Source organism: Pontibacter qinzhouensis (assembly GCF_008017455.1).
GTDB lineage: Bacteria > Bacteroidota > Bacteroidia > Cytophagales > Hymenobacteraceae > Pontibacter > Pontibacter qinzhouensis.
Genome location: NZ_VRTY01000048.1, coordinates 1 through 25018 on the forward strand (window position 1 = coordinate 1; position 25018 = coordinate 25018).

20 protein-coding genes are annotated in these 25018 nt (G+C 47.3%); 12 read left to right on the forward strand and 8 right to left on the reverse strand.

Going from position 1 to position 25018, the window contains the following annotated elements:
- Both FVR03_RS13345 and FVR03_RS13350 read right to left on the reverse strand, forming a co-directional pair.
- Positions 1 to 174, reverse strand: a 174-nt coding sequence (locus FVR03_RS13345; protein WP_147922255.1) for a DUF808 family protein, incomplete at its 3' end; no start/stop codon positions are given.
- Between the two features lie 394 nt (positions 175 to 568).
- Complete coding sequence (locus tag FVR03_RS13350; RefSeq protein ID WP_147922256.1) at positions 569 to 1558, reverse strand: aspartate-semialdehyde dehydrogenase; 990 nt, start codon at positions 1556 to 1558, stop codon at positions 569 to 571.
- 417 nt (positions 1559 to 1975) lie between these two features.
- On the opposite strand from FVR03_RS13350, the gene FVR03_RS13355 reads away from it, so the two are divergent.
- Positions 1976 to 4561: a lamin tail domain-containing protein gene (locus FVR03_RS13355; protein ID WP_147922257.1), complete on the forward strand. Its 2586-nt coding sequence runs from the start codon at positions 1976 to 1978 to the stop codon at positions 4559 to 4561.
- A gap of 21 nt (positions 4562 to 4582) precedes the next feature.
- Here the strand turns inward: FVR03_RS13355 and recO are convergent, their stop codons facing one another.
- From recO to FVR03_RS13375, 4 genes are all read right to left on the reverse strand, one after another.
- Positions 4583 to 5296, reverse strand: coding sequence for a DNA repair protein RecO (gene recO, locus FVR03_RS13360; protein ID WP_147922258.1), 714 nt, complete (start codon positions 5294 to 5296; stop codon positions 4583 to 4585).
- On the reverse strand, positions 5297 to 7657 hold the full coding sequence (gene porZ / locus FVR03_RS13365) for a type IX secretion system anionic LPS delivery protein PorZ (protein ID WP_147922259.1): 2361 nt from the start codon (positions 7655 to 7657) through the stop codon (positions 5297 to 5299). It lies immediately after the preceding gene.
- A gap of 235 nt (positions 7658 to 7892) precedes the next feature.
- Positions 7893 to 8486 (reverse strand): thymidine kinase, encoded by a 594-nt coding sequence (locus tag FVR03_RS13370; RefSeq protein ID WP_147922260.1) that lies wholly within the window; start codon positions 8484 to 8486, stop codon positions 7893 to 7895.
- 199 nt (positions 8487 to 8685) lie between these two features.
- Positions 8686 to 9024: a 2Fe-2S iron-sulfur cluster-binding protein gene (locus FVR03_RS13375; protein WP_147922261.1), complete on the reverse strand. Its 339-nt coding sequence runs from the start codon at positions 9022 to 9024 to the stop codon at positions 8686 to 8688.
- Between the two features lie 43 nt (positions 9025 to 9067).
- Here FVR03_RS13375 and FVR03_RS13380 point away from each other — a divergent pair, with 43 nt between their 5' ends.
- From FVR03_RS13380 to FVR03_RS13400, 5 genes are all read left to right on the forward strand, one after another.
- Positions 9068 to 10180 carry a DUF8457 domain-containing protein gene (locus FVR03_RS13380; protein WP_147922262.1) on the forward strand — a complete coding sequence of 371 codons (1113 nt, stop codon included), beginning with the start codon at positions 9068 to 9070 and terminating at the stop codon, positions 10178 to 10180.
- 429 nt (positions 10181 to 10609) lie between these two features.
- The gene (locus tag FVR03_RS13385) at positions 10610 to 10996 is read left to right on the forward strand and encodes a hypothetical protein (RefSeq protein WP_147922263.1); all 387 of its coding nucleotides are present in this window, start codon (positions 10610 to 10612) and stop codon (positions 10994 to 10996) included.
- Between the two features lie 433 nt (positions 10997 to 11429).
- Complete coding sequence (locus tag FVR03_RS13390) at positions 11430 to 11915, forward strand: hypothetical protein (protein ID WP_147922264.1); 486 nt, start codon at positions 11430 to 11432, stop codon at positions 11913 to 11915.
- 294 nt (positions 11916 to 12209) lie between these two features.
- Positions 12210 to 13202, forward strand: coding sequence for an AAA family ATPase (locus FVR03_RS13395; RefSeq protein ID WP_147922265.1), 993 nt, complete (start codon positions 12210 to 12212; stop codon positions 13200 to 13202).
- A 180-nt stretch (positions 13203 to 13382) separates the two neighbouring features.
- Complete coding sequence (locus tag FVR03_RS13400) at positions 13383 to 13562, forward strand: hypothetical protein (protein WP_147922266.1); 180 nt, start codon at positions 13383 to 13385, stop codon at positions 13560 to 13562.
- A 368-nt stretch (positions 13563 to 13930) separates the two neighbouring features.
- On the opposite strand, the gene FVR03_RS13405 is transcribed toward FVR03_RS13400, so the two are convergent.
- Positions 13931 to 15289 carry a beta-helix domain-containing protein gene (locus FVR03_RS13405; RefSeq protein WP_147922267.1) on the reverse strand — a complete coding sequence of 453 codons (1359 nt, stop codon included), beginning with the start codon at positions 15287 to 15289 and terminating at the stop codon, positions 13931 to 13933.
- A gap of 53 nt (positions 15290 to 15342) precedes the next feature.
- Positions 15343 to 18147, reverse strand: a complete 2805-nt coding sequence (locus FVR03_RS13410) for a TonB-dependent receptor (RefSeq protein ID WP_147922268.1) — start codon at positions 18145 to 18147, stop codon at positions 15343 to 15345.
- A 522-nt stretch (positions 18148 to 18669) separates the two neighbouring features.
- Between FVR03_RS13410 and FVR03_RS13415 the strand changes: the two genes are divergently transcribed.
- From FVR03_RS13415 to phoU, 6 genes are all read left to right on the forward strand, one after another.
- Positions 18670 to 19959 carry a porin gene (locus tag FVR03_RS13415; protein ID WP_147922269.1) on the forward strand — a complete coding sequence of 430 codons (1290 nt, stop codon included), beginning with the start codon at positions 18670 to 18672 and terminating at the stop codon, positions 19957 to 19959.
- A gap of 496 nt (positions 19960 to 20455) precedes the next feature.
- Positions 20456 to 21418 (forward strand): PstS family phosphate ABC transporter substrate-binding protein, encoded by a 963-nt coding sequence (locus tag FVR03_RS13420; protein ID WP_255474215.1) that lies wholly within the window; start codon positions 20456 to 20458, stop codon positions 21416 to 21418.
- Positions 21419 to 21637: 219 nt separating this feature from the next.
- Entirely contained in the window at positions 21638 to 22513 is an 876-nt protein-coding gene (pstC, locus tag FVR03_RS13425; protein WP_147922271.1) for a phosphate ABC transporter permease subunit PstC, read from the forward strand.
- Positions 22506 to 23363, forward strand: a complete 858-nt coding sequence (pstA, locus tag FVR03_RS13430; protein WP_147922272.1) for a phosphate ABC transporter permease PstA — start codon at positions 22506 to 22508, stop codon at positions 23361 to 23363. The genes pstC and pstA overlap by 8 nt, the downstream gene beginning before the upstream one ends.
- 9 nt (positions 23364 to 23372) lie before the next feature.
- Positions 23373 to 24137 carry a phosphate ABC transporter ATP-binding protein PstB gene (gene pstB / locus FVR03_RS13435; RefSeq protein WP_147922273.1) on the forward strand — a complete coding sequence of 255 codons (765 nt, stop codon included), beginning with the start codon at positions 23373 to 23375 and terminating at the stop codon, positions 24135 to 24137.
- A gap of 170 nt (positions 24138 to 24307) precedes the next feature.
- Positions 24308 to 24982 carry a phosphate signaling complex protein PhoU gene (gene phoU, locus FVR03_RS13440; RefSeq protein ID WP_147922274.1) on the forward strand — a complete coding sequence of 225 codons (675 nt, stop codon included), beginning with the start codon at positions 24308 to 24310 and terminating at the stop codon, positions 24980 to 24982.
- Positions 24983 to 25018: the final 36 nt, after the last annotated feature.

Below are 25018 nucleotides of genomic sequence, written 5' to 3' on the forward strand. Positions count from 1 at the left end.
CTTAGGGTCCAGGCCTACTACATACTTAGGTGTAACAGCCGTATCGTCTATAACAATACCTGAAACCTTACCTGTAGTTTTTGCCACCTGCGCAGGCACATCGTCCAGACTGGCCGCACTAACTTTTACGAGGGCAGCTATATCATCTAATAAAGCAAGAAGTCCGGAAGCCATATTTGTTATCTTAAGTTTATTTGCCTGCTACTGCATAAGAAAAGTACCTTGCCATAACGGCCCCGGCGCTTTAAAGTTCTTTATGCAATACATAGCAAGTAAAGCATAATTTACCGGACTTATACGAATGAAAGAGTATCCGTAGCAAATTTTTCAGTGTAAATAGCTGAATGATGAGTCTTCGTTTTTTTGCACCTGACAGTGTGCCAGAAAGGCTGCATAAACAAGAAATGTAAAGGCAGGATTTATTTCTTACGATGTGAGGCAAACTGACGAAGCAGTTAGTAGTAGCGGTAGAATAACCAAAAAAGCTGCCCCGTTTCCAGAGCAGCTTTTTTGAATTATTAATTTTTGTTGTTCCTTAAAACGGTCAGCAAAAATCTAACATCTGAAATTAAACGAGTTCGTGCTTGATTAGGTACTCTGCAATTTGCACGGCGTTGGTAGCGGCACCTTTACGCAGGTTGTCAGCCACAATCCACATGTTTACGGTGCGAGGCTGCGTTTCGTCCAGGCGAACTCGGCCAACCAACACTTCGTCTTTGCCATGGGCATCTTTCGGCATCGGGTACTCCAGGTTCTTCACATTGTCAACTACTTTCACGCCATCTGTCTCACCTAGTATGCGGTAGATGTCGTCCAGCGAGAAATCTTTCTCAAACTCTACGTTTACCGACTCCGAGTGGCCGCCCATTACAGGTATGCGCACTGCTGTCGCCGTTACCCGAATAGAGTCGTCGCTCATGATCTTCTTTGTTTCGAGGATCATTTTCATTTCCTCTTTAGTATAGCCATTGTCCTGGAACACATCGATGTGCGGCAGCACGTTCAGGTCGATGGTGTACGGGTATGCCATGTCGCCTTCTTTGCCGGCACGCTCGTTCATGAGCTGGTCAACGGCGTTTTTGCCAGTACCTGTTACCGACTGGTAAGTGCTCACCACAATACGCTTCATTTTCAGCTCCTGGTGCAGGTTGTTCAGGGCCACCACCATTTGTATGGTAGAGCAGTTCGGGTTGGCAATAATTTTATCGTCTTTGGTCAGTTCTTTTGCGTTTATCTCCGGCACTACCAGTTTTTTGGTAGGGTCCATGCGCCAGGCCGAGGAGTTATCTACTACCACGGTGCCAACTTCTGCAAATTTTGGAGCCCACTCAGTGGAGGTGCTGCCACCGGCAGAGAAAATCGCAATTTGCGGGGCAGCCGCCACCGCGTCCTGCAACCCGATAACCTTTATCTGTTTACCCTTAAACGCCATCTGTTTACCAACAGATCTTTCTGAAGCAACTAACAATAATTCATCCACCGGGAAGTTTCTTTCTTCCAGCACTTTCAAAATTTCGCCGCCAACAAGTCCTGTGGCGCCTACAACTGCTACTTTCATGTTTAAAGTTTATAAATAAATAGATAAATGGTTTTTATATGTTAATGTAATGAACTCCATGTTTACATACGCTGCTAAAGCATAATTTAACCCTTGACTAAATTTCTCTAAAATGGCTTCGGAAGGCCATTTTCATTTAAATAATTCAGAAAACGGGCAACTTTACCTGCTTTCTGCAACAACTAAAACTCACCTGCACCTGCTGTGCTATAAGCTACGGGGAGGCAGTTTAATCCTGCTGTTTCTACAGCTCTAACTGCTGCGGAGCGTTGTTAGCTGCCATACCAAAATTAAACCAACTCCCGTAAAAGTCCCAAAGCATACAGCCTTTTCTTTTATAGCTGGCTTAGGCGCGCCTGTTCGCTACACGAGCAGGCGGGGTTGCAAAGTAAATAAGTTTTCATCACAATTCTACACATGAAACAAACTTTACTCATTCTCTTACTGCTATTTCCGTATTTTTTGAATGCTCAACTTCAGGAAAATTTCGCTGACGGCAATTTCACCCAAAGCCCCACCTGGTCTGGCAACACCGAAAGCTTTGTGGTAAACACATCGGGGCAGCTGCAAAGCAATGGCCCCGCAGTTACAGGCAGCACACTGGTGCTCACCACCCCGCTGCAGGCTGTTACCGGCACCGTATGGGAATTCTGGGCGAACCTGCGGCTGGCCACCTCCTCGGGCAACTACGCCGATATTTTCCTGATCTCCGACTCCGATGACCTGAACGGCAACAACAGCGGCTATTTTGTACGTATAGGCGGCACCCCCGATGAGGTGAGCCTTTTCCGGAAAGACCGTGGCGGCAACCCGGTATATGTGATAAACGGGCAGGATGGTACCATTGGCAGCAGTACCAACAATGTGGTGCGGGTGCGGGTAACGCGCAGCATCAGCCAGGAGTGGCACCTGGAAATTGACCTGACGGGGCAAGGACAGAGTTACCAAAGCCAGGGCACCGCCACCGATGCCACCTACACCCGCTCCGGTTACTTCGGTATTTTGCTCCGCTACTCCTCTGCCAACAGCCGCAATTTCTATTTCGATGATTTTAATGTAACTGATACTACTCCACCTGCCTTAGTTGCTGCTCAAACACTAAGTCCGCAGCAATTGGAATTGCGCTTTAACGAACCGCTGGCCCAACAGCAAGCTACCAATACCGCCAATTACACCCTAAATGGTAACTTACAGCCCACAACAGCCACCCTTACCGAGGCAGGCACCGTGCAGCTGCAGTTTAGCCAGGCGTTCAGCTCCGGCACCAACATCATCAGCATAACCAACCTCTCCGACCTCTACGGCAACACCCTGGCAGAGCCGGTGCAGAGCAGCTTTTCTTTTGTGCTGCCTGCGGTGCTGCCCGGTTACAACGAATTGCTGATTACCGAGATTATGGCCCGTGAAACACCTGCCGTAGGCTTGCCTGCACAAGAATACATTGAGCTCTTTAACCCCACCAACCGGGTGCTAACACTGCAGGGAATCCGTTATTCTGATGCTACCTCTACCACTATCCTACCCAATGTGCAGCTGCAGCCCGGAGAGTATGCGGTGGTGGTGCCGAATAACCAGGTGCAGAACTTCACACAGTTTGGCCGCGCCATTGGCATCAGCAACTTTCCGAGCCTGAACAACACCGGCGAACTGCTGCAGCTCCGCCAGCCAAACGGGCGGCTTATTTTTGCTGTGAACTACAACGACACCTGGTACAAAGACAACACCAAGCGCAACGGTGGCTGGAGCCTGGAGATGATAGACGTCAGCAACCCCTGCACCGGTTTCGAGAACTGGACAGCCGCTGCAGATCCTCGTGGTGGCACACCGGCTCAACCCAATTCTGTGGCTACCTCTAACCCCGATACCACGCCGCCCCAACTTTTAGATGTAACAGCCACTGCACCCGACCGGCTGCTCCTGCGGTTTAACGAGCGGCTCGATAGTGCGCAGGTCGCAACACCTGTACGCTATAACCTTAGCCCGGCTGTGGCTGTAAGTAGCGTACAGGTACAGGGGCCACTGTTTACGGAGGTGGTGCTGCAACTGGCAAACCCGCTACAGGAGCTGCAACAGTACACCCTGTCGGCTACGGGTATAGTAGACTGTGCCGGCAACCTGAATAGCCAGCCTATACGAGCTACCTTTGCCTTGCCCTCCGCTCCTGCCCCAGGCGATGTGGTGATAAATGAAGTGCTGTTTAATCCGCGCACAGGCGGCGTAGACTTTGTAGAGCTGGTGAACCGCAGCAGCAAATACCTGAACCTGCAGAACTGGCAGCTCGCCAACATCAGCAACGACAGTGTAGCTAATCACCGCACCATTACCGCCACCAGCTATGTGCTGGCACCGGGGCAGTACGTGGTGCTCACATCCAACCCCGAAAACATTAAAATGAACTATCCGGCTGGCCGCGAAGAAACATTTCTGCGCATGACGAGCCTGCCGGCTTACCCCGATGCTGCCGGTACGGTGGTAGTGCTGCAGCCAAACGCCCGCATTGCCGATCGCTTCGACTACAACCAGAACATGCACTTCGGGCTGCTTGACGACCTGAATGGGGTATCGCTGGAGCGGATACGGCTGGAGGGGCCAACCACTGGCAGTAATTTTCATTCGGCTGCCAGTGCCGCAGGCTATGCCACGCCTGGCTACCTGAACTCGCAGGCACAGGAGCAGCAGGTGGTCGCCAACATTTTCAGCGTAGAGCCGAAGGTATTTACACCCGATGGCGACGGCCTCCACGACTTTACCACCCTGAACTACAGCACCGATAGAACAGGGTTTATGGCCAATATTACGGTTTTTGATGAGCGCGGGCGGGAGATCAGGAAACTGGTGCGGAATGAGCTATTGGCCACTAACGGCTTTTTCCGCTGGGATGGCCTGCGAGAAGACGGCACCAAGGCGGCTATCGGCTACTATCTTTTCTACATAGAGCTCTTCGACCTGGATGGCCGCAAAAGTGTGCACAAGGAGAAGGTGGTGGTAGGGGGCGTATTCTGAGAAGGTGGAAGATGGCGGCACTTATTCCGAAAGCACTTCGGAGAGTACAGCCAGCGACTTGATCTCGCCCAGTTTTTCTACATGCAGCTGGTAGTACCGGATAAGTATGGCCAGCAGTTCCCGCCTTACTTTACCATTTGGTATGCCCGCCTGCCCTGGCGTTTGCAGCAGTTGGTCGAAGTAAGCTTCGTAAACCTGCAACGACAGTACCGTAGGCACAGCAGTAACGACCGCGGAGGGAGCCGAAAACGCCACCTGCTCAATTATTTCGGTGCCTGAACTTGGCCCAAAACCCAGGTGGTGACTTAACTGCAGCAGAAAAACCAGGTGAAAATTCTCAAAACCTGTCTCCAGCTCATCGAAGTGAATAATGGATTGGTACAGAAAAGCGAACAGCGATGGGTTCTCCTCCTCCTCTTTCACCGTGCGCGAAACCATCTCCGACAGGAAAAGCAGAATACTACTCTTCCGGATATCGAAGGGGATACTGCTGAAGGGGTAAGCTGACCGATACTCCGAAATACGGGTAATACCACCCCGCTGCGATGTGTACACTACCATTTCAAGCAAGGTAAATGCCTGGAAGAGGGCAATGCGGGAGCCGCTGTTCTTTTTCCGTACACTGTTTACGATGTAAGATTGCACCCCCAACTGCTCTGTGTATATTTTGGCGATAATGGAGGACTCCCGAAACCGGATATAATTCAGGACAATACCTCTTGTTTTAACCAGCATCTATTCCAGTACAGCTATTTTACTTATACATGCTTGTGTGCCATCACGATCTGAGCTCATAACCAGGTATACACCCGCCTTTACCCGCTTGCCATTGTAGCTACGGCCATCCCAGGTAACGGTGCCACCAGTAGCCTGGGTTTTGTATACCAGAAAGCCTGCCACATCGGTTATGCGCACGCTGGCATTGTTCGGCAGGCCACTTATGCCAATAAGCCCGCTAAAGTTGCGCTCTACCGGGTTCGGGAACACCGTGGCACAATCTGGGGAGCCTTCGGTAATGGTAGCGCCTGCACGGTAAGAAGCCATGCCAGCGTCTGTTGCCACAAACACCTCGCCCGTACGATGCTCCACCGCCACCGAAAGCACTTTGTTTGATGGCAACGGACTATTTTCCGAAGTAAAATGATGAATAGACTCTGTACCGTCGGGGCTGAAAAGCCAGAGGCCGTTGTCGGTTGCCATCCATTTACGGTTGGCACCATCTACGGCAATAGAACGTACAGTTTGTCCATCTAGCAGAGGTCTGCGGTTAATAATGGGTATATAGGCATCAAAAGTCTGGTTTGAGAAGATGGTTCGGGGATCAGTATTATAAAAAACGCCTACTCCGGCAGCAGTTCCTATCCAGATAGCACCATCCTGGTCTTTTGCCATGGAGTAAATAAAACCGTCGGGCAGGCCACCTGCACCTGATCCGCTTGAAACGTGCCTTCTTTCTTTTGTTTCGCTATTAAACACGTAAAGGCCCGTCTGGTTAAAAACCCTTCTGCTGATCGAAAGCCACTTGTTTCCGTAATCGTCCAGCAGCAGCAGGTCGAACCTCGAGGCATCGGGTACGCCAGGCATATTGAAAGCTTCCCAGCGTCCGTCGGAGTGCAGCGCGTGCAGGCTGGGCTGGCCCGGCTGGTGGTTCCGGTTAGTTACCCAGACCACTCCCTCCCGATCCACAGCCAGGTCTGTTACACGTATATATAACGTTTTGTCGTCGGGGTTATTGGCGCTAACCAATGTACTGTTATATCCATTATAGAGTACTGATTTATTCAGACCATTCCACTCAACTAAACCGTTTCCGAAGCTACCAAAGTACATTTTATCTGTAACAGGGTTGTAGGCAGCAGCTACCAGGTCTTTGCCACCAGGAAAAACAGCAGGATCGGGGTAAAGGTGAACGTTGTAGTTGTTCCATTCGCCGTTACGGTATTCATAAAACCCATCATACAGCTCGCTCTGCAGATACGACTCACTGTAGCCACCACTCAGCCCATACACCGCGCCATTGGCAGCATACACTTTAAAGCTATTGCTCGAGTAAGGGCCGTTGGGCACAAAAGAAACAGGATCTGCGCCAGACACGGCCGCTCTAACCAAACCATTGGCGGCATCTGCCACCCACAACATATTATCTGCTCCTACCAGCGCCTCGCGTGGCTGCCGGTATTTCTGGTTTGTGAGTACCGAAGCTTGCCCTGCATTGTTCAGCAACAGAATGCCAGCATCAGCCGAGGCTATAAAATATCCTGCTGTGGCTCTCAGGCTCCGCAGACCATGCAGCACTGGCAGTTGCAGGGGCGCCCAGGCGTTGCCGCCCCACCTGAACAAACCGTTCATGGGGGTTCCGGCAATAAGGCTACCGTTAAAGACTTGCAGGGTGTTGGTTATGCCTGCCCAGGCAAGGCCTGTATTGCGGTTTTGCCAGTTATTAAAATCCTGCAGGTTGGTACCGCTCAATCTGGCTGCCCGCACACCTATATTCGACGAAATAAAAATGCTGTCCTGATGGATGGCAACGGCATTTACGTTAAACACCTCACCAGAAGGACCCAGGTTACTGTAAGTGTCCCTGATTTCGTGTTTAACCAGGTCTAGCACCACTACTCCGAAACTGCACGAGAGGTACGCTAGTTTTTTATGGATAAGAATGTGCCGTATGGCTTTTTCGCCGGTTATGGTTTTCCTGAAAATATCGTTGATGTTGATGATCTGGTTGCCACGCAGCAGGTCGATGTTGGTATTGGCGTAAGCAATTACCAGCGTTTCTGTTTCAGGGTCGTAGCGAAGAGAGCTGATACGCTGTTCGCGCAGGCCATCTACCTTGGAGAGGGTCTGGATGGCATCGTATTCTTTATCGTAGAAGAAAAGGCCGCTCTGGGTCGCACAGTACACCTTGTCGGGAGTTTCGGCTACAGCCCGGCCCTGCTGGTAAGGCACATGCAGTTGCCAGCCTCCAATGGCTAGCTTGCTTTGCCCATACACCTGACCAGTCCCTGCCACTACAAGGCTTAGGAGTAACAATGCCTGTAAGGCATAATGCTTCAATATTCCTGCTGCTGCTATGCTCTGTAATGGTTTCTTCATCTTGTATACTAAAGGCTTGTAGTGAGCCGAAATCGTTTAAGACTTGTTGCCGGCAAGGTATTGTAAAGAGAACAAATTTGCCTCCTTTCGGTTCATGAGCCAGATTGGTTGGTCAAATTTTCTTTAGGCAACTGAATAGCCTTTAACTTAGATCCTCGTAAATAACAGAAAATTTAAGAGAATATTACTTACGCTGCAGCAGTATTAGCACTTGTTGGGGTATGGCCAACAGGCGCTAGCGTAAGGCTTTTCTACCTTCCAGAAAGCAGTGCCGGCAACGCGCCTCATACGACTCTGTTTCGCCGAGCAGCACCTGTTGCTCTGAAAGGGCATTGCGAAACGAATAAGTAGCAATATCGCCACACTGCACACAGATGGCGTGCACTTTGGTAACGTACTCTGCCACCGCCATCAGGTCGGGCATGGGGCCAAAAGGTTTGCCCAGGTAGTCCATGTCGAGGCCCGCTGCTATTACCCGCACACCACTGTTGGCCAGCTTTACGCATACTTCGGCCAGACCATTATCGAAAAACTGGGCTTCGTCTATGCCTACTACATCGCAGCTGCCGCCCAGCAGCAGCATATCCTGAGCAAAATCGATGGGTGTGGAGCGGATGGCATTGGCATTATGCGACACCACATCTATGTCGTGGTAGCGTTTGTCTATGGCAGGCTTAAAAATTTCGACTTTCTGCTTGGCAATAGTGGCCCTATTGAGCCTGCGAATCAGTTCTTCTGTTTTGCCAGAAAACATCGAGCCGCAGATGACCTCTACCCACCCCCTCCTGTTTGCGTGGTTTCCGTTGCCAACGCGCGGTTCTATAAACATTTATTTAAAAGATTTTTATTAGTTATGAGTTCAAAGTTGATCAATTCACTCACTCGTTCACTCATTCAAAACTTCTCCAAAACAACCATTAAACAATTTAACAATCAGCAACAAGCAAACAATCAACGCTCAAATTATTCGAATGAAAACAGCCTTCCAAAGGATTTTCGCCTGTTTTTAGTCAAGGCTTGCCTATGCTTTAAGGGCGGCTATCATCTGTTTCGACGTAGTGCAGGTGAGGCAGCATGGTTTGTTGCGGCACCCGGCCGGCAGCATCGCCATGCAAGGTAGCCTGGCATAACAGGCGCTCGTTTTCCTTTAACCGCCCATTATCGCGGTAGCGCATTTCGTTTATGGTTAATGGCCCGAAGTTCTCCAGTCCCGCAGTTACGATCAGGCGGCAGGTGGTGCAACGGCCTTTGGTTCCGCAGGCATGCATCCAGTCGAGACCTGCTGCCTGTAAGGCCTGGAAAACACTATGCCCGATGGGCACTTCTACCTGCCTGAACGCCAGGTTTAGCACGATCAAGTTTGGCATATTATTTCTATCTTTACAGTTTACAGCAGAACGTAAACCTAAAATGGAAGACAAATATAATCAATTACACCTAGAGCGTTACAGCAAAGACCTGGCAAACTTGCTTTGCGACCGCCACTTTGCCTCTTACGACACAGTTAATGGTCCTCAGCTGCTTGGTTTTACTCCTATTAAGCAGGTAAATCTTTTTGTAATAAAGGAGCTCCTGATGAAGTGGCACCACGAAATGGCTAACCTGCGCAGCCCGTACTTCGACTATGAGCACGAAGATGTAAAGGAGGCGCTGCTGAACTTCATGAATGTGGTATCGCGCAAGATACTGATGAAGCGCAACGCGTTTGAGCCACTGCTGCAGAAGGCTGTTTACGACACGTTTTTGCTTGTGCTTGCCCCGCCTACCGTTTTTGAAGAGAGATTTCTGCGGATACAGGAAGAAATTACGCTTCCCAAGCTGCAGGACAACCTCAAATACTTAGACCTCGACAAACAGGTGGTAGCAGGGTTTATAGACACCTTATCGCCTACTAGCCGCGACCGCGATTACATTTTGAGCCGCTACAGGCTCTACAGCAATGCTCATGTAAACAACCGGACGCCCCTGCACGAGCTGGTGGAGAAGTTTAATACGTTGCTGCCTATAAGTGAGCGGGAGCTTTTGAGCATAGCAACACCTGCGCCACAGGAGTTGGCAAAGCCCACGCCTGCTGCCCCCGTAGAAGAGAAAGATGTGGTAGCGCCTATACATATGGCCCAGCGTGAAGCATCTGTTCCCAGACCTATTACAGAAGCTCCAAGAGTTGCCGTGCAGCCTCAGGGCAACCTGAACGAGCGCTTTAAAATAGCTGAACGCCCCACCCTGAACGAAAATTTCTACAAAGGCACTTCAGCCACCTCACTGGCCGACTCGCACAGCAACCGTAAAATCGAGTCGCTTAAGAACTCAATCTCTATAAACCAGCGCTTCAGCTTTATAAATGAGCTTTTTGATGGAGATAACATGACTTATTACCAATCGATAAAACAGCTGGATGAATTTGGGCACCCCGAGCAAGCCAAACAATTTGTAACAGAAGAACTGGCCTCTAAATATGACTGGTCTAAAAAGCAGGAACACGTAAGCAAATTACTCCACCTGATCGAGCGCAAATTCGCCTAAACACTGTTCTATAGCAGGGCATAGCTGCTGGTGTTACTCCTTGGTAGTAGCGCCAGCAGCTTTTTTGTTACATGTAATAGCCCGCTCATTATAGTCGGCCACGCAACTAATCGGAATTTATAACACATTTTATGCAAATCATATAAAATGGTGTGTCGTGAATCGTGCCCGTATCTTTCAAGGCGATGCAATTTCTGAATATGATAAGTGAAGTCGCAGGCTATAACTTAGAAGCAATTTATAAGTAAATGCGTTCTGCAGAATAAGGAGAGCAAATATTGCAAATATGAGATTCTAATACTAAATATGCAGTCGGGTTACAATTCTATATAGAATTAGGCGAGTGGCATTTTAACAAAAAAATTCTGCCGCCGACACAAACTACTTTTAATCTCGTACTATCAACCTGAATAACTTTTTAAACGAACTATGAAAGACGATTTTGACTTTGATGAGGATGCCAATTTCAGCTTCGACGATGAGGAAGAGGATGATGACTTTGGCATGACGTTTGAAGAAGATCTGTACCTCATGATACGGGAAAAGCTTCGTGATACCATTCATGAGTACAAGGCGCAATTCCCGGTTCTGAAGAAACTTGAAACCTCTGTCAGTAACTTTAAAGTGAAGGCAGCCAACACCGACGACTCGAAGTTTTACCCGTTAGCTGCAAAGTTATTGGCAGAGCACATTAAGCCGCTAACTGAAGAATCGGAAGAGATAATGGAGATATATACCTCGATGCAGGCTGATATTACCCGGTTTAAAAACCAGCGTGCCCACGGGCATGAGGGAGACTTGTATCTTTCTGCTTAGAAGCAATATAAATTAGCCGATTTTGTTTAAAGATTATTTCTTCTTAAAATCACAATTCAAAAATTTAAAGTATTATAAATCAGTAATATTGTATTGAAAATTTAATGCAAAATTCTAATTTATTTAGTTTGTGAAAAATTAAAGTTAACTTTGGCTGTTACTGTTAACAGGCGCTTTCCTGTAGATAAAGTAATAACACAACTAGTAAAAGCTGAATATAATTTTTCATTATTTGAATTTGCTACACTAGTTGGTGTTTCAGGAGTATGCAGTTACCCTAAAATGCAGTAATTTTTTGTTGATGATAAGCTGCTGCCATGTATTATGAATATTGAGCAGCTTTAAGATTGACAGACTGCAAGAAAGTTATTTTTTTTCGCTTGCAACCTTTTAATGATTTAATGAATCTTAAGAGTAAACAAACTATTTTTTTGTGATACTATCGCCTCTACTCTTTCAGAAATCTACCAAACTTTATTTCCCAACCAGGATGCCCTGTAGCAGGCTAATTGATGGGGAGCAGTATCTTATACAAACAGTAGATAAGAAACTGGCCCTTACCACTCACCGGGTTATCCAAACCCGAAAACCGTGGGACCTGAGAGGCAGCAACTCTATTATGTTGGAAGATATCTCTAACTGGGAAATAAAAACCACCGGCAAAGCCCTTTACCTGGGACTCAGCATAGCAGCCGCCTTAATGGTGTACTTTAACGACTCATTTGCTTTGGTAAGTGGCTTTTTTCTGATGCTTTATATGATGACCCGCTACCGCCGGGTACATATTCTATCAGAAAAAACAACCATGGTGCTGCCGCTTGATGTAGAAGAATCGCAGCTAGAAAAGCTTATTGAAATGGTCAGGCAGGCAAAAAAAGCGCGCCTGAGTGTCATTAACCACCAGGCACAGCAATCTTAACACAGCAAATAGCAACTTAAACTATCGAAACTCGAACTTGTACTGTCATCTGTTAAAGGACACAGGCCATAAGATTTTATCTTAATCCTGTTAGAGTAAATAATCAAATGTTGATTTCTGATAGGTTGTGTTGTCAACTTTATCATCATACAACGCAATTTCTGGCAAGTAATCTATTTAGCGCCCCAAGGCGCTATTTTTTTTGCCTCCAGCTACTGCAACGGCACTACCTGCGTTGGTATAGCTGGTCGAATATGCTTATCTTTAAAAGTTTTACCGGATACAGCAGCAAACATGCCAGCAGAAGAAACACTATATCAGGATAAGGTGAAGGCTCACCAGCAGAAGATAAAGCAGGTATTTAGTGAAATGGCAAAAGTAGTGGTAGGCCAGTCTTACATGGTAAACCGCTTACTGATAGGCTTGTTTACAGGCGGGCACATTTTGCTGGAGGGTGTACCTGGCCTGGCAAAGACCTTAACCATTAACTCGCTCTCTAAAGTACTGCGCCTCGATTTTCAGCGCATTCAGTTCACGCCCGACCTGCTGCCATCAGACCTCATCGGCACCATGATCTATAATCAGAACGCTTCCCGCTTTGAGGTGAAAAAAGGACCTATCTTCGCGAATCTTATTCTCGCAGACGAAGTTAACCGCTCGCCAGCCAAGGTGCAGTCGGCCTTGCTCGAGGCCATGCAGGAAAAACAGGTGACTATAGGAGAAACAACCTACAGCCTCGACCTGCCTTTTCTGGTGCTGGCTACCCAAAACCCGGTGGAGCATGAAGGCACTTACCCACTACCCGAAGCACAGGTAGACCGGTTTATGATGAAGGTCTATATAGACTACCCTAAAAAGGCTGATGAGCTGGAGATTATGCGACGCATGGCCAATATGTCGTTCAACGACACGGTAGCCAAAGTTCTGTCTAAAGAAGACATTTTTGCAATCCGGAATGAGATAAACCAGGTGCAGATATCAGAGACATTGGAAAAGTATATTATAGAGCTGGTGTTTGCCACCCGCCGCCCTGCCGAATACGACCTGAATGAGTTTGCCGATTATATACAGTTTGGTGTTTCGCCACGCGCCAGCATTGCCCTGAACCGCGCCGCCAAAGCTGTTGCCTACTTTGATGAGCGCGATTATGTACTGCCCGAAGACATAAAAGACGTAGCCTACGATGTTATGAACCACCGCATTATACTTAACTATGAGGCCGAAGCCGACAATATTAAAACCAAAGACTTTATAGAAGCCGTTTTGCGGAAAGTACCTATCAGTTAACGAAGCGCCGCCGCTCGCAGCTTCTACAAAAAAGGGAGTGTTTCTGTTGTAATTCTTTACAATGGCAACGCTCCCTTTTTTTGTTGCGTACTCCTTACTCTCTGCTAAGCAGTAAGAATACTGCTTTACAAGCAGTGGCTGCCGCAGAACAAAACACTTTATAAACTAACAAAATAAACTATGTTAAGAGGCTTAATGAAATTTTTCCTGCTCAGCAGGCTGCTGGGCGGTGGCAGAAGAGGCGGCGGCAGAGGCCGTGGTGGCTGCGGAATGGGTGGACTTGTACTTATAATTCTGGTGGTGGTTATTTTCTTTTTGTTCAGGAGCTGCAGCGGAGGCGCCCCTGCATACGACTTTTAACCCTTGACCTTAAAAAAGCCTAAAACCCTTGGAAGGCTTTTTTTATTAGAATAATTGGTTGATAGCTGGTTGTTGGTTGTTAAATGGTTGATTTGGAGATGGGAAGATCTGGAAATTTGAAGATGGAGAAATTTTTGATTGAGTGAATGCATGAAAACTCTAAACTCAAAAAAATCTAGTGTTTAACATCTAAAAAAATCTCCGTAAGGCCGTTTTTATTAGAATAATTGAGCTGCATTTTATACAGACTGAAGCTATAAAAAAGAAACCCGCCAGTTGGCGGGTTTCTCGTAGAGTGGGAGACTAAGCCACTCTACTACGATTGCAGCATTATTTCTCACCCATAAATTTGCAATCAATTCCTTATATTAATAAGCAGTAGTATTTGGAGTCCAGTTAGTCCAACCTGCAGTCCAGTCTGTTGTACCAAAGGCACCGATATATGATACTTGCTCAAAGAAGCTGTCTAACCCTGTGAAGTTGGCACCTGACTGTAATTGAGCACCTGTAGTGAAGCTCGGAGCACCATCTTGTTTGAAAGAACCAGTTAGACCCAGTGTAGCGGCATCTGATACCACGCTGTTTCCTTTTTCTGCAGCGTTGAACCAGGTGGCAACATCAAAAGTACTAGAAGACGTAACAGTAAGAGCTTTTCCTGCTGGAACACCGGCAATTACAGTGTTCTGAATTTTGAAAGTACCTGCTGTTGCATTTGTTTCTGTAGGAGCACCATCTAGCAGCAAGCCAACTGGCCAGCCAGCAACAAGTGAGTTGTGCAGTTTAGTTTGGTTGTTACGACGCAGGTGCAAGCCACGGCCATAGTTGCTGTTTACAGTAGCAGTAGCACCTGGAGCAAGCGGACCGAATAAGCTTACGTTAGAATAAGTTGGTGCTGTAATAGGAGTAGCAGAAGTACCGTTAGAATCGTTGTCTGATTCAAAACCATTAGAGGCAGACACATCGGCTACAGCCGGATCAGAAATACCAACTAAAAACTGCAGCTTACCTGAGAAGCCATTATCAGTATCGAACATATCGTCTACAGTTTTGTAAGCGATAAGGTGCTTAGCGTTTACTGTACCACCAAACCACTCAAAGGCGTCGTCTCCGCAATGCGATACCTGCACATAATCGATGGTAGTACCAGCTCCAACGCCACCTAAAGTAAGACCATTGATCTCGTTGTTTGGCTGGAAAGCAATACCAGGGAACTCTATACGTACATAACGCAGCACACCAGAGTTATCGTTAGGGTCTGTACCACCGTACTCCCTTTGAACACCTCCTTCTATTACAGCAGAAGAACCAAGGTTAACAGGAGCTTTACCCAGAATAATAATACCTCCCCAGTCGCCAGCTGCACGACGGTTAACTGGTTGGTTAGAGGTGAAAACGATTGGCTTATCGACTGTACCATCTGCCATGATTTTACCACCACGCTCCACAATTAAAGTACCTCTTGAGGTAGATTCCCCCATAATTACTGTACCTGGCTCAATAGTAAGGGTAGCACCCTCTTGAATGTACACAAATCCTCTTAAAAGGTATTTAGTACCTGCACGCATGGTAAAGTTTGCAGATGCAGAACCGGAAACTACTGTCATACCGTTCTCCTCTGTAGTAGTTAACTGCCCCGCCGGATCTACAGTCTCATTTTCGTCATCGTTACAGGCAACGAAAGAAACTGCCAGAAAAGCTACCAGCAATAAGTTGAATAATTTTTTCATAATTGAAATTGAATTAGTTAGTAAGGGTTTAATGATTGTTTGGTTGGGTATGGTTAGAATTTGTAGGTTACGCCCACAGTGGAGTACTGCCCTCTCTGCGACTCCCGGAAAGGCTCATCAACAGATGTAATTTTATTGTCTGCATCAGAATCCTGGATCAGGCGAAGCTTCTGGTTAAGCAAGTCAGAAATACCAGCTTTTAACTCGAAATGCTCACCCAAGGCTTTTGTTATGGTCAGGTCTATCTGGTTGCGGGGCATCTCATAAATTGTTTCGCGAAGGTTACTTCCAGCTGCAAAAATTCGCTGGCCAATTATGTTGTACAGCAGGTTCACCTGGAGTTGCCTGGCATCATCCTGGTAATAGATACCGGCATTTACTACATATGGAGACTGCCCCACCATCTGGCGTTTTCCTGGTTGGTAGGCTGCACTTGTCTCCGTTAATTGTACCTGGCTTTTGTTTAGGGCAGCATTCAGAACAAGCGTGGTATTCTGAATAAGAGCCGATTCAGACAAATTCAAAAGCGATTTTCTTACTTCTGCTTCCAAACCCACGCTATAGGCATTTTGGGAGTTTTCGAAGGTAATTGTGTTAGCACCAGAAGTGTTGGCAAAAACAGTTTCTATTGGCTTGTTAAAGTATTTGTAGAAGGCTCCGATAGAGATCAGCTCCGTTGGGTTAGGGTAGAACTCATAACGCATATCTGCATTATAAATAGTTGCTGTTACAAGGTTTGGTTGCCCCATTACTTCCAGTTGGTAAACAAAGTCATAGTAAGGCGACGGTGCCAGTTCTCTGAATTCCGGACGGTTTACGCTCATACTTGCTCCGGCACGCAGCATAGCACGTGGTGTAAGTTCGTAAGTAAAGTTAGCGGAAGGTAGAACACTTAATTTTGGTGTGTTCTGATCTATTTGCTGGTAAGTTAGAGACAGAGCTTGCAATTGCTGGTTGTTATACTCCACCCGTACACCTCCTGATGCTGACAATTTTTCTGTTAAAGGCGTAACACCTCCTATAAAACCTGCCAGCAGAGTGTTTTGTGCCTTGTAATTGTAAAGCGGGTTCTGATCTTCAAGTATGGTCCAGCCGGTTGTATTGTTAATATTATTTGGAGCCAGAGCCTGGTTAATTGGCTGAAACTCTAAGCTTTGATTGAAAGAACCTGTGTTAGATGGAGCAAAGCTGAAAAAGCGTGCATCATAGTCTCTGTTCTTGCGCTCAACATAAAAACCGGCACGGATTAAAGGAGCATTCTCAGAGGTTGAATCAGCAGCATTAAATTTATGCTCTATTTGCCCGTTAGCCATTACGACATGCTCATTAAGGTTAGAGTAAAAACGACCCAGATCGCTTGGGGATGGGATTGGCTGATACATAATAGCAAAAGGACCATCCGGGCTGCTGCTACCCGTGCGGTAACGACGATAGTCCGGCTCATTTCTGTTGGTATAAGAGTAGCCTCCGGTCCAGGTAACAGTCGTTTTGTCGTCTTCAGACTCGTGTGTTCCTTGTAATTGGCCTGAGTAAATGCTACGGCTCTCGTAACGAAGTGCATAATTGCGCTGAAAGCGGTGCGGCCCTGTGTTATCGGTTCCTTCACGTTCAAGCACTTCGCTTACACCTAGTTGGTTAAAGAAGTTTCTGAACTCAATCTTATTGTTACTATTCAGTCTGGCCGACCAGTTACTGACTAACCCAAGGCGCGCATTGTTAGTGTAAACTTTATCACGGAAACTCAATTGCGATTCGCTGTACCCTAATTCTTCGTTGAAATCATCATAAGTATTAAAGGTCCCTTTGGTTAGGGTATTGGTGTTGCTATATGAAACAGACGAAACCGAACTTACTTGTGCAGCTCCGAAGTAGAACTGTCGATTTAACCCCAGTGACAAGCGTAAATCAGGCATGGCCGAGGTAGAATTTGGAGCCCAGGTATTAGAGAAAAGCCGACCTGTTTGAGCTATAGCATCCGTCCCTCTTAAGTTACGATCTATATTAGCCGGCACACCACCCGGTATGGCACGATACCCGTTATCATAACCAAGCATGTCGGTGCTGCTTTTGTGGTCTACCAGAAAGTTGTTAAAAGTAGTGCCTACTCTGTAAGAACCAGAAACACCAAGCGTGGTAGAGTTCTCGTTTACAACGTTTTTTGTATAAATCTTGATGACTCCACCACCAAACTCACCAGGTAGTTCAGGGGAACCGTTTTTGTAGACCAAGATACGGTCAATAACACTGGTTGGCAATAAATCGAAAGAAAAGGCACGTGAATCTGTTTCTACACTTGGTGTTAGGGCATCGTTGAGCATTACTGTATTGTAGCGCTGCCCCATACCCCTTATAACCACATAGCGGTCGTTCATAACAGTTACACCAGGTATACGCCGTACAGTAGCAGCTGCGTCTCTATCCTGCGACTTGGCAATTTGCTCACCAGACATACCGCTCACTACTACTTCGCTTTGGCGCATCTGCTGCATTACGGCCATCTCCGTGTTAGTCTGCCGTGTACCTACAACCTCTACAGCTTCTATAAGGGCGGCATTACTCTCCATTAGCGCGTTTATAGTGGCAGTTTTACCTCCTGCCACTACTACTCCTGTTTTCTCATATGGCTTAAAAGACAAGGAGTTAACTGCCAGAGAATAAGTACCAGGCTCTAAGGCTATTTCATAATTACCGTCAAGATCGGTGGCAGCTCCCTTAGAAGTGCCTTTAACTACCACTACTGCCCCTATTAAAGGCTCTCCGGTAGCTCTATCTGTTACTTTGCCTATTAGTTTACCTTGCTGGGCAAAGGCACTAATAGAAACCATAAGAATGGTGAGAAGTGTAAATAATGATTTCATGTTCTACTTTCAATTTAGTCTCGCTGCAAAAGTAGAGCACTCGTTTTACGCCATCTTTAAGCCAACATTAACATATAGTTAAATAAAGCAGCCTAATATTAAGGCTCTATTAATTGCCCTGGACTTAACTTACTTATTTTAAGTAAAGAACATTTGGATCACTTATACATAGATACTACACCTAAGTACACTCAACCTGGATATGCCGAGTAAAGACGCAATTATTCAAATATAAAGTACCTCCGGAAGGTTTTGATGCAAAATATTGCCGAGGGTTTACCCGACATATTTTACTTGTATGCACTTAGAACCGCCATATTAAATCAAGGAATTACTGCGCCCACTGCAGAACCTTAACATTACCTTAACATTAGCATAACAAACAACTAATACTAGAGCAAGACCTTTGTGGTGCTGGAGCTGGTGCAGCCTGACTAACTGACCTGGCTTTTGTGTTTCTCTCTGTTACGACTGGACCCCGGATCAGAAAAAACAGATTTTGAAGAAAAAATCTCACCCATAATGAATGTAAGAAAGACAGTACAGGCTATCCTGTGGATAGGTATAGTGTATTTAACCGGAGCTACACCTAAGGCTGCTGCGCAAACCGACTCCACTACATCTGTTGTTGTAGCGCCTAGAGCTGCAGAAGAAGGAGCGCCCAAGAAAAAGAGCTGGTCTGAAATCATAAACCTGCGTGGCTACGTGCAGGTGCGTTACAACCGCCTGTTAGAAACAAACCCGCTACTCAAGTGCGACCAGTGCGATAAATCGCTTGGCGAAGGCGGAGGCGTGTTTATAAGAAGGGCGCGCCTTATTTTTAGTGGCAATGTGCACGAGCGGGTTTTCGTTTACCTGCAGCCAGACTTTGCCTCTGCCCCTGGTTCCAACACCCTTAACTTCGTTCAGCTCCGCGATGCCTATTTCGATGTGGCACTCGATAAAGAAAAGGCTTTCAGGCTGCGTATTGGCCAGAGCAAGGTGCCTTATGGCTTCGAGAACATGCAGTCGAGCAGCAACCGCATTGTGCTCGACCGGAACGATGCCCTGAACAGTGCCGTAGCCAACGAACGCGACCTGGGCGTGTTCTTTTACTGGACCCCGCCAGAAATCCGCGCCCGCCTGAACGAGCTGACTAACTCCGAGTTTAAAGGTGCCGGCGATTATGGTATGTTTGGTTTGGGTGTGTACAATGGCCAAACCGCTAACCGCCCGGAAGCCAACAATACGCTGCACGTAGTTGCCCGCATGACCTATCCGTTTAAGCTGCCCAGTGGCCAGTTTGTAGAACCCGGCCTGCAAGCCTATACAGGTAAATATGTAGTTACCCCCGATCAGGTTTCTTCGGGTGTAACCGTGCTGCCAGAATACACCGACCAGCGTGTAGCAGCCTCCATAGCAATCTTCCCGCAACCACTTGGCTTTCAGGCTGAATATAACATTGGCCGAGGCCCCGAGTATGATGCTGCTACAAAATCGGTTATGGTGAAGCCGCTGAAAGGTGGATACGCACAAACCATTTATAAAATTAAGCTTGGAGACCAGTTGCTGCTGCCCTTCGTGAAGGTGCAGTATTACCAGGGAGGTAAAAAACATGAGCGCGATGCTACCGCCCACCGGGTTTACGAAACAGAAATCGGAGCAGAGTGGCAGCCTTTCCGGAATTTTGAACTGGTAGCCGACTATAGCATCGGCGACAGGAGCACGAGCAATGCCAGCACCATCTACAACGGCCCCGGCGATATGTTGGGCAATGGCTTTAACCGCCAGGTAGGCAACAGGCTCAGGCTGCAGGCACAGTTCAACTTCTAGCACCAGACCCTTGACCCTTTTTACCTGAAAACAGCTTCGGAAGGCCTTTTTCATTTGAATAATTTGATTGTTGGTAGCTGGAAGGTTAAATGACTAAATGGTTAAATGGTTGATTGATAGAAGGGACTGAAAGGCCTCGCAGCGTGCGCAGCTCCTGCGAGTGTCTGGGCGAAGCAGAAGAAAGTAAACCAACTGAATCTAATATACCTGAACAGCAATAGCCAGTACAGGAGAAGTGAACACTGAAAATAAATTCAAAAGTCAAAAAAACATCACCAAACTGGCTTTTACCATGCCAGTTCGTTATTAAAAAATAATTATTTAAAGAAAGCTCCACCTAAAACTAATCTCCCGACAAACATCCCGCACATACAACTACTTGGCATACTTGGCAGTATGAGAGTAGTAATTCCTGATTTTAGACCTTAAAGCTTCTTTATTACCCTTAATTTACAGACCTTTCTTTATTTTTATGGCGCATACCAGGCTTAAACACGTGTGGCTACTTGCAGTTGTGCTTACCGGCAGCCTGCTTAGTGGCTGCGGCCCACAATACAGCGAAGATGCCGATTTCAGCCTTACAGGCAGCATTTCCATCGATGGCTCTTCTACTGTATATCCAATTACAGAGGCTGTGGCCGAAGAGTACCGTTACCATGCCCCTAACGTGCGCACCACCATCGGGGTATCGGGCACAGGCGGTGGTTTCAAGAAGTTCTCCCGTGGCGAAATAGATATCAGCAACGCCTCCAGGAGCATTAAGGAGAGCGAAGCAGAAGATGCCCGCGCCAACAACATCTCTTATCTGCAGCTGTCGGTGGCATACGATGGCCTGACCGTGGTGGTGCACCCCCGCAACACCTGGGTAAAAGACATGACAGCAGCCGAACTCAAAAAGATTTGGGAGCCGGAGGCGCAGGGCAAAATAACCCGCTGGAACCAGATTAGACCTGAGTGGCCCGACCAGGAGCTGCACCTCTACGGTGCCGGCGTGGAGTCTGGCACCTACGACTACTTTACAGAAGCCATTGTGGGCAAAAGCCACTCCAGCCGCGGCGACTACACCGCCTCCGAAGACGACAATGTGCTGGTGCAGGGCGTATCTACAGACCCCTATGCGCTTGGCTTTTTTGGGTACGCCTACTACGAAGAAAACAAGGCCAAGCTAAAAGCAGTGCCCATAAACGACGAAGACGACAGCAACGGTGCAGGAGCCATTATGCCCTCGCTTGCCACCGTAAAAGACGGCACCTATGCCCCTCTTTCGCGCCCGCTGTTTATTTACGTTAACTCCACGGCTGCCCAGAAGCAGCACGTAGTCGATTTTCTGCAGTTTTATTTTGAGGAGGTACCAGAACTAACCCAGGAGGTCGGCTATATTCCTATGCCTCTGGAGAAATACAAGCAGGAACTCGACAAACTCAAAGCTTTTGTAGCAGAAACAGCAAAAAAACCCTAAAACCCAGTACCTCAACCCTTGAAGCCAAAAAGGCATTTTAGCTTCTGAAGGGCATTTTTATTTGAATAATTAGGCTGGTGGCTGAATGGTTTAATTGTTAAATGGTTAAATTCTTAATTTGGAGACGGCATAAGTAAATTCTTAATGAGTGAATAACTCTTAACTTATAACTTTTAACTAATAAAAGTCTATTGCTAATTTTTTACACCCTGAAACCTAGTGAAACTAACCGAAAAAATAATAGAAGGGCTGCTCTGGTTGTCTGCTGCCATTACCATACTGGTTACAGTGGGCATTATCTGGGTACTGCTGTCGGAGTCGGTGGCCTTTTTTTCTGAAGTCTCTGTTATAGAGTTCTTCACCGACACCGAATGGACACCCCTGTTCGATGTGAAACGATTTGGTATTCTTCCCCTGCTGGCCGGCACCTTTCTGACTACAGCCATTGCCATAGCCGTTGCCTTACCCATTGGCTTAACCATTGCCATTTACCTGAACGAGTATGCCGATGCCAGCTTCCGGGCTGTTATAAAACCCTTGCTCGAGATTCTGGCTACCATACCTACCGTTGTCTATGGGTTTTTTGCGCTAACCGTGGTTACGCCGTTTCTGCAGCAGCTTATACCGGGCCTGGCAGGATTCAACGCGCTTTCGGCAGGTATGGTAATGGGCATTATGATTATACCTATGATCTCGTCGTTGAGCGAAGATGCTATTAGCGCCGTGCCAAAATCGTTGCGGGAGGCTGCTTATGGCATGGGTGCCACGCGTCTGCAAACAGCTTTTGGGGTGATGGTACCGGCTGCCTCTTCCGGCATTCTGGTTTCTATTATACTGGCCATTTCGCGCGCAGTAGGCGAAACCATGATCGTGGCCATTGCCGCCGGACAGCAACCCCGCCTCACGCTCAACCCGCTGGTGCCCGTAGAAACCATGACCACCTATATTGTGCAGGTGAGTCTGGGCGATGTGCCGCACGGCTCGCTCGAGTACCGGACCATTTTTGCTGTAGGCATTACGCTGTTCATCTTCACCTTTGCCCTCAACAACATCAGTTTCTGGATCAAAAAGAAATATCAGGAAAAGTATGACTAACGCAGACAGAAACAGACTCAAAGACAAGGCCTTTCAGTTCTTCGGCATTTTCTGCACCTTTATCGGGCTGGCTGTGCTGGCCGTGTTCCTCATCGATATTCTGATAGATGGCATTGGCCGCATAGATTGGGAATTCCTGAACAACCTGCCTTCGCGGCGGGCGCACCGCTCCGGCATCTACACCGCCTGGATCGGTACGCTCTGGATCCTGCTCCTGACCACCATTATCGCCTTTCCGCTAGGCATAGGAGCAGGTGTTTACCTCGAAGAATATGGCAAAAAGAGCCGCATGGCTACTATACTGGAAATTAACATCGCCAACCTGGCAGGTGTACCCTCTATCATTTACGGTTTGCTGGGCCTCGAGATTTTTGTGCGGCTCATGGCGCTCGGTGGCAGTTTGCTGGCAGGTGCCCTTACGCTCTCGTTGCTCATACTGCCCATCGTTATTGTTACCACACGCGAGGCCATAAAAGCAGTGCCACGCAGCATTCGCGATGGGTCGTTTGCACTGGGCGCGTCTAAGTGGCAAACGGTGTGGTACCAGGTGTTGCCGGCCTCATTTGGCGGCATTTTAACCGGAGTTATTCTCGCACTCTCAAGAGCAGTGGGTGAGGCCGCACCACTTATCGTTATTGGGGCGCTGGCTTATGTTCCTTTTGCACCGGCCTCGCCTATGGATGAGTTTACGGTATTGCCCATCCAGATTTTTAACTGGATATCGCGGCCACAGGCAGCTTTCACTACCAATGCGGCCGCTGCCATTATTGTTTTACTAGTAATTACCTTTATCTTAAACGGAATCGCTGTTTACCTTCGCCACAAGTGGCAGAAACGTATAAAGTGGTAATAGAACACCATGAGCAAAAAAAAGAACAAGCTGGAGGCAATAGATCTCAACGCCTACTACGGCGATTTTCTGGCCCTCAAAAATATTAATGTTTCCATGGAAGAAAACCTGGTAACAGCTTTCATAGGACCATCTGGTTGCGGCAAATCTACTTTTCTGCGCACCCTTAACCGCATGAACGACTATGTGGATGGTTTCAGGGTACAAGGCCAGATATTGCTCGACGAGCAGGATATTTACCGAAAAGAGGTGCAGGTAGATGAGCTGCGGAAGCAGGTAGGCATGGTGTTTCAGAAACCGAACCCATTCCCGAAAACAATTTACGAAAATGTAATTTATGGGCTGAAGATACAAGGCATCAGCGACAAAACGTTGTTACAAGAGACAGCCGAAAAAACCCTTCGCCAGACCACGCTTTGGGACGAGGTAAAAGACAAACTCCATAAGTCGGCTTTGGCGCTATCGGGGGGGCAGCAGCAGCGGCTTTGCATTGCACGCGCCCTGGCCATTTCGCCTTCGGTGGTGCTGATGGATGAGCCGACCTCGGCCCTCGACCCTATTTCTACTGCCAAAATAGAGGAGTTGATTTATGAATTGAAGAAAAACTACACCATTATAATTGTAACACACAACATGCAGCAGGCAGCCCGTGTAAGCGACCATACAGCCTTTTTCTATATGGGCGAACTGGTGGAGTTTGCCAAAACCAAGACCCTCTTCACCAGCCCCAAAGAAACTCGCACTCAAAACTACATTACCGGCCGGTTCGGGTAGTTTTTGAATTTTGAGTTTTGATTGAGTGAAGGAGTGAATAGGTGTAGGCTTCTGGCATCCACATAAGTTTTACTCATTCATCCAATGATCAGGAATAAACATTCTCTCAATCATTCATTCTCTCATTCAAAATTATACATTCTCTCATTCACTCATTCAAAATTAAAAAAATGTCGCATATAGATATTGAAGTAAAGCGGATAAAGGAAAAGCTGCTGGAGATGTGGGACCTGGTAGACTACCAGTTCCAGAGTGGCCAGCAAGCTATGTCGGCCATAGACCATGAACTGGCGGCCAAAGTTATAAAGCTAGGCAAAAAGGTGAACGATTACGATGTGAAGATTGACCGGATGAGCGAAAACGTGCTGGCGCTGTTCACACCTGTTGCCATAGACCTGCGCCTGATGCTGGCGACCCTCAAGATAAACTCAAGCCTGGAGCGCATCGGCGATGATTCGGAAGGTATTGCCTACTTTGTGCAGAAGCTCGAGAAGCCACTGGATGCAGAACTGGTAGAGGCTACCAAAACCCACGAAATGTATGAAGAGGCCAAAGCCATGCTAGCCGACTGCCGCAAAGCATTTTTATATGACGACACCGAACTGGCCAAGCAACTGATAAAGCGCGACAAAACGCTGAATAAAATTTATGCGAAAGCCGACACCATTATAGCCAATGCCATTACCGCTAATCCTGCTAAAGTAAGCGAAGGCCTCGTGCTGTTTTCCATCATCAAAAAAATAGAGCGTGTCGGCGACCAGATTACCAACATTGCCGAAGAAATAATTTTTTACCGCGATGCCAAAGTGCTCCGCCACAAAAAGAAGAAGAAAAAGAAAGACTAAGCAACATGTGCTTGCATTAGCCCGCACCCCTTTGCC

Bases quoted from the DNA above. Each gene is read 5' to 3' on its own strand.
- FVR03_RS13350 (WP_147922256.1), bottom strand. From the start codon at position 1,558: ATGAAAGTAGCAGTTGTAGGCGCCACAGGACTTGTTGGCGGCGAAATT.
- FVR03_RS13355 (WP_147922257.1), top strand. From the start codon at position 1,976: ATGAAACAAACTTTACTCATTCTCTTACTGCTATTTCCGTATTTTTTG.
- recO (WP_147922258.1), bottom strand. From the start codon at position 5,296: ATGCTGGTTAAAACAAGAGGTATTGTCCTGAATTATATCCGGTTTCGG.
- porZ (WP_147922259.1), bottom strand. From the start codon at position 7,657: ATGAAGAAACCATTACAGAGCATAGCAGCAGCAGGAATATTGAAGCAT.
- FVR03_RS13370 (WP_147922260.1), bottom strand. From the start codon at position 8,486: ATGTTTATAGAACCGCGCGTTGGCAACGGAAACCACGCAAACAGGAGG.
- FVR03_RS13375 (WP_147922261.1), bottom strand. From the start codon at position 9,024: ATGCCAAACTTGATCGTGCTAAACCTGGCGTTCAGGCAGGTAGAAGTG.
- FVR03_RS13380 (WP_147922262.1), top strand. From the start codon at position 9,068: ATGGAAGACAAATATAATCAATTACACCTAGAGCGTTACAGCAAAGAC.
- FVR03_RS13385 (WP_147922263.1), top strand. From the start codon at position 10,610: ATGAAAGACGATTTTGACTTTGATGAGGATGCCAATTTCAGCTTCGAC.
- FVR03_RS13395 (WP_147922265.1), top strand. From the start codon at position 12,210: ATGCCAGCAGAAGAAACACTATATCAGGATAAGGTGAAGGCTCACCAG.
- FVR03_RS13400 (WP_147922266.1), top strand. From the start codon at position 13,383: ATGTTAAGAGGCTTAATGAAATTTTTCCTGCTCAGCAGGCTGCTGGGC.
- FVR03_RS13405 (WP_147922267.1), bottom strand. From the start codon at position 15,289: ATGAAAAAATTATTCAACTTATTGCTGGTAGCTTTTCTGGCAGTTTCT.
- FVR03_RS13410 (WP_147922268.1), bottom strand. From the start codon at position 18,147: ATGAAATCATTATTTACACTTCTCACCATTCTTATGGTTTCTATTAGT.
- FVR03_RS13415 (WP_147922269.1), top strand. From the start codon at position 18,670: ATGAATGTAAGAAAGACAGTACAGGCTATCCTGTGGATAGGTATAGTG.
- pstA (WP_147922272.1), top strand. From the start codon at position 22,506: ATGACTAACGCAGACAGAAACAGACTCAAAGACAAGGCCTTTCAGTTC.
- pstB (WP_147922273.1), top strand. From the start codon at position 23,373: ATGAGCAAAAAAAAGAACAAGCTGGAGGCAATAGATCTCAACGCCTAC.
- phoU (WP_147922274.1), top strand. From the start codon at position 24,308: ATGTCGCATATAGATATTGAAGTAAAGCGGATAAAGGAAAAGCTGCTG.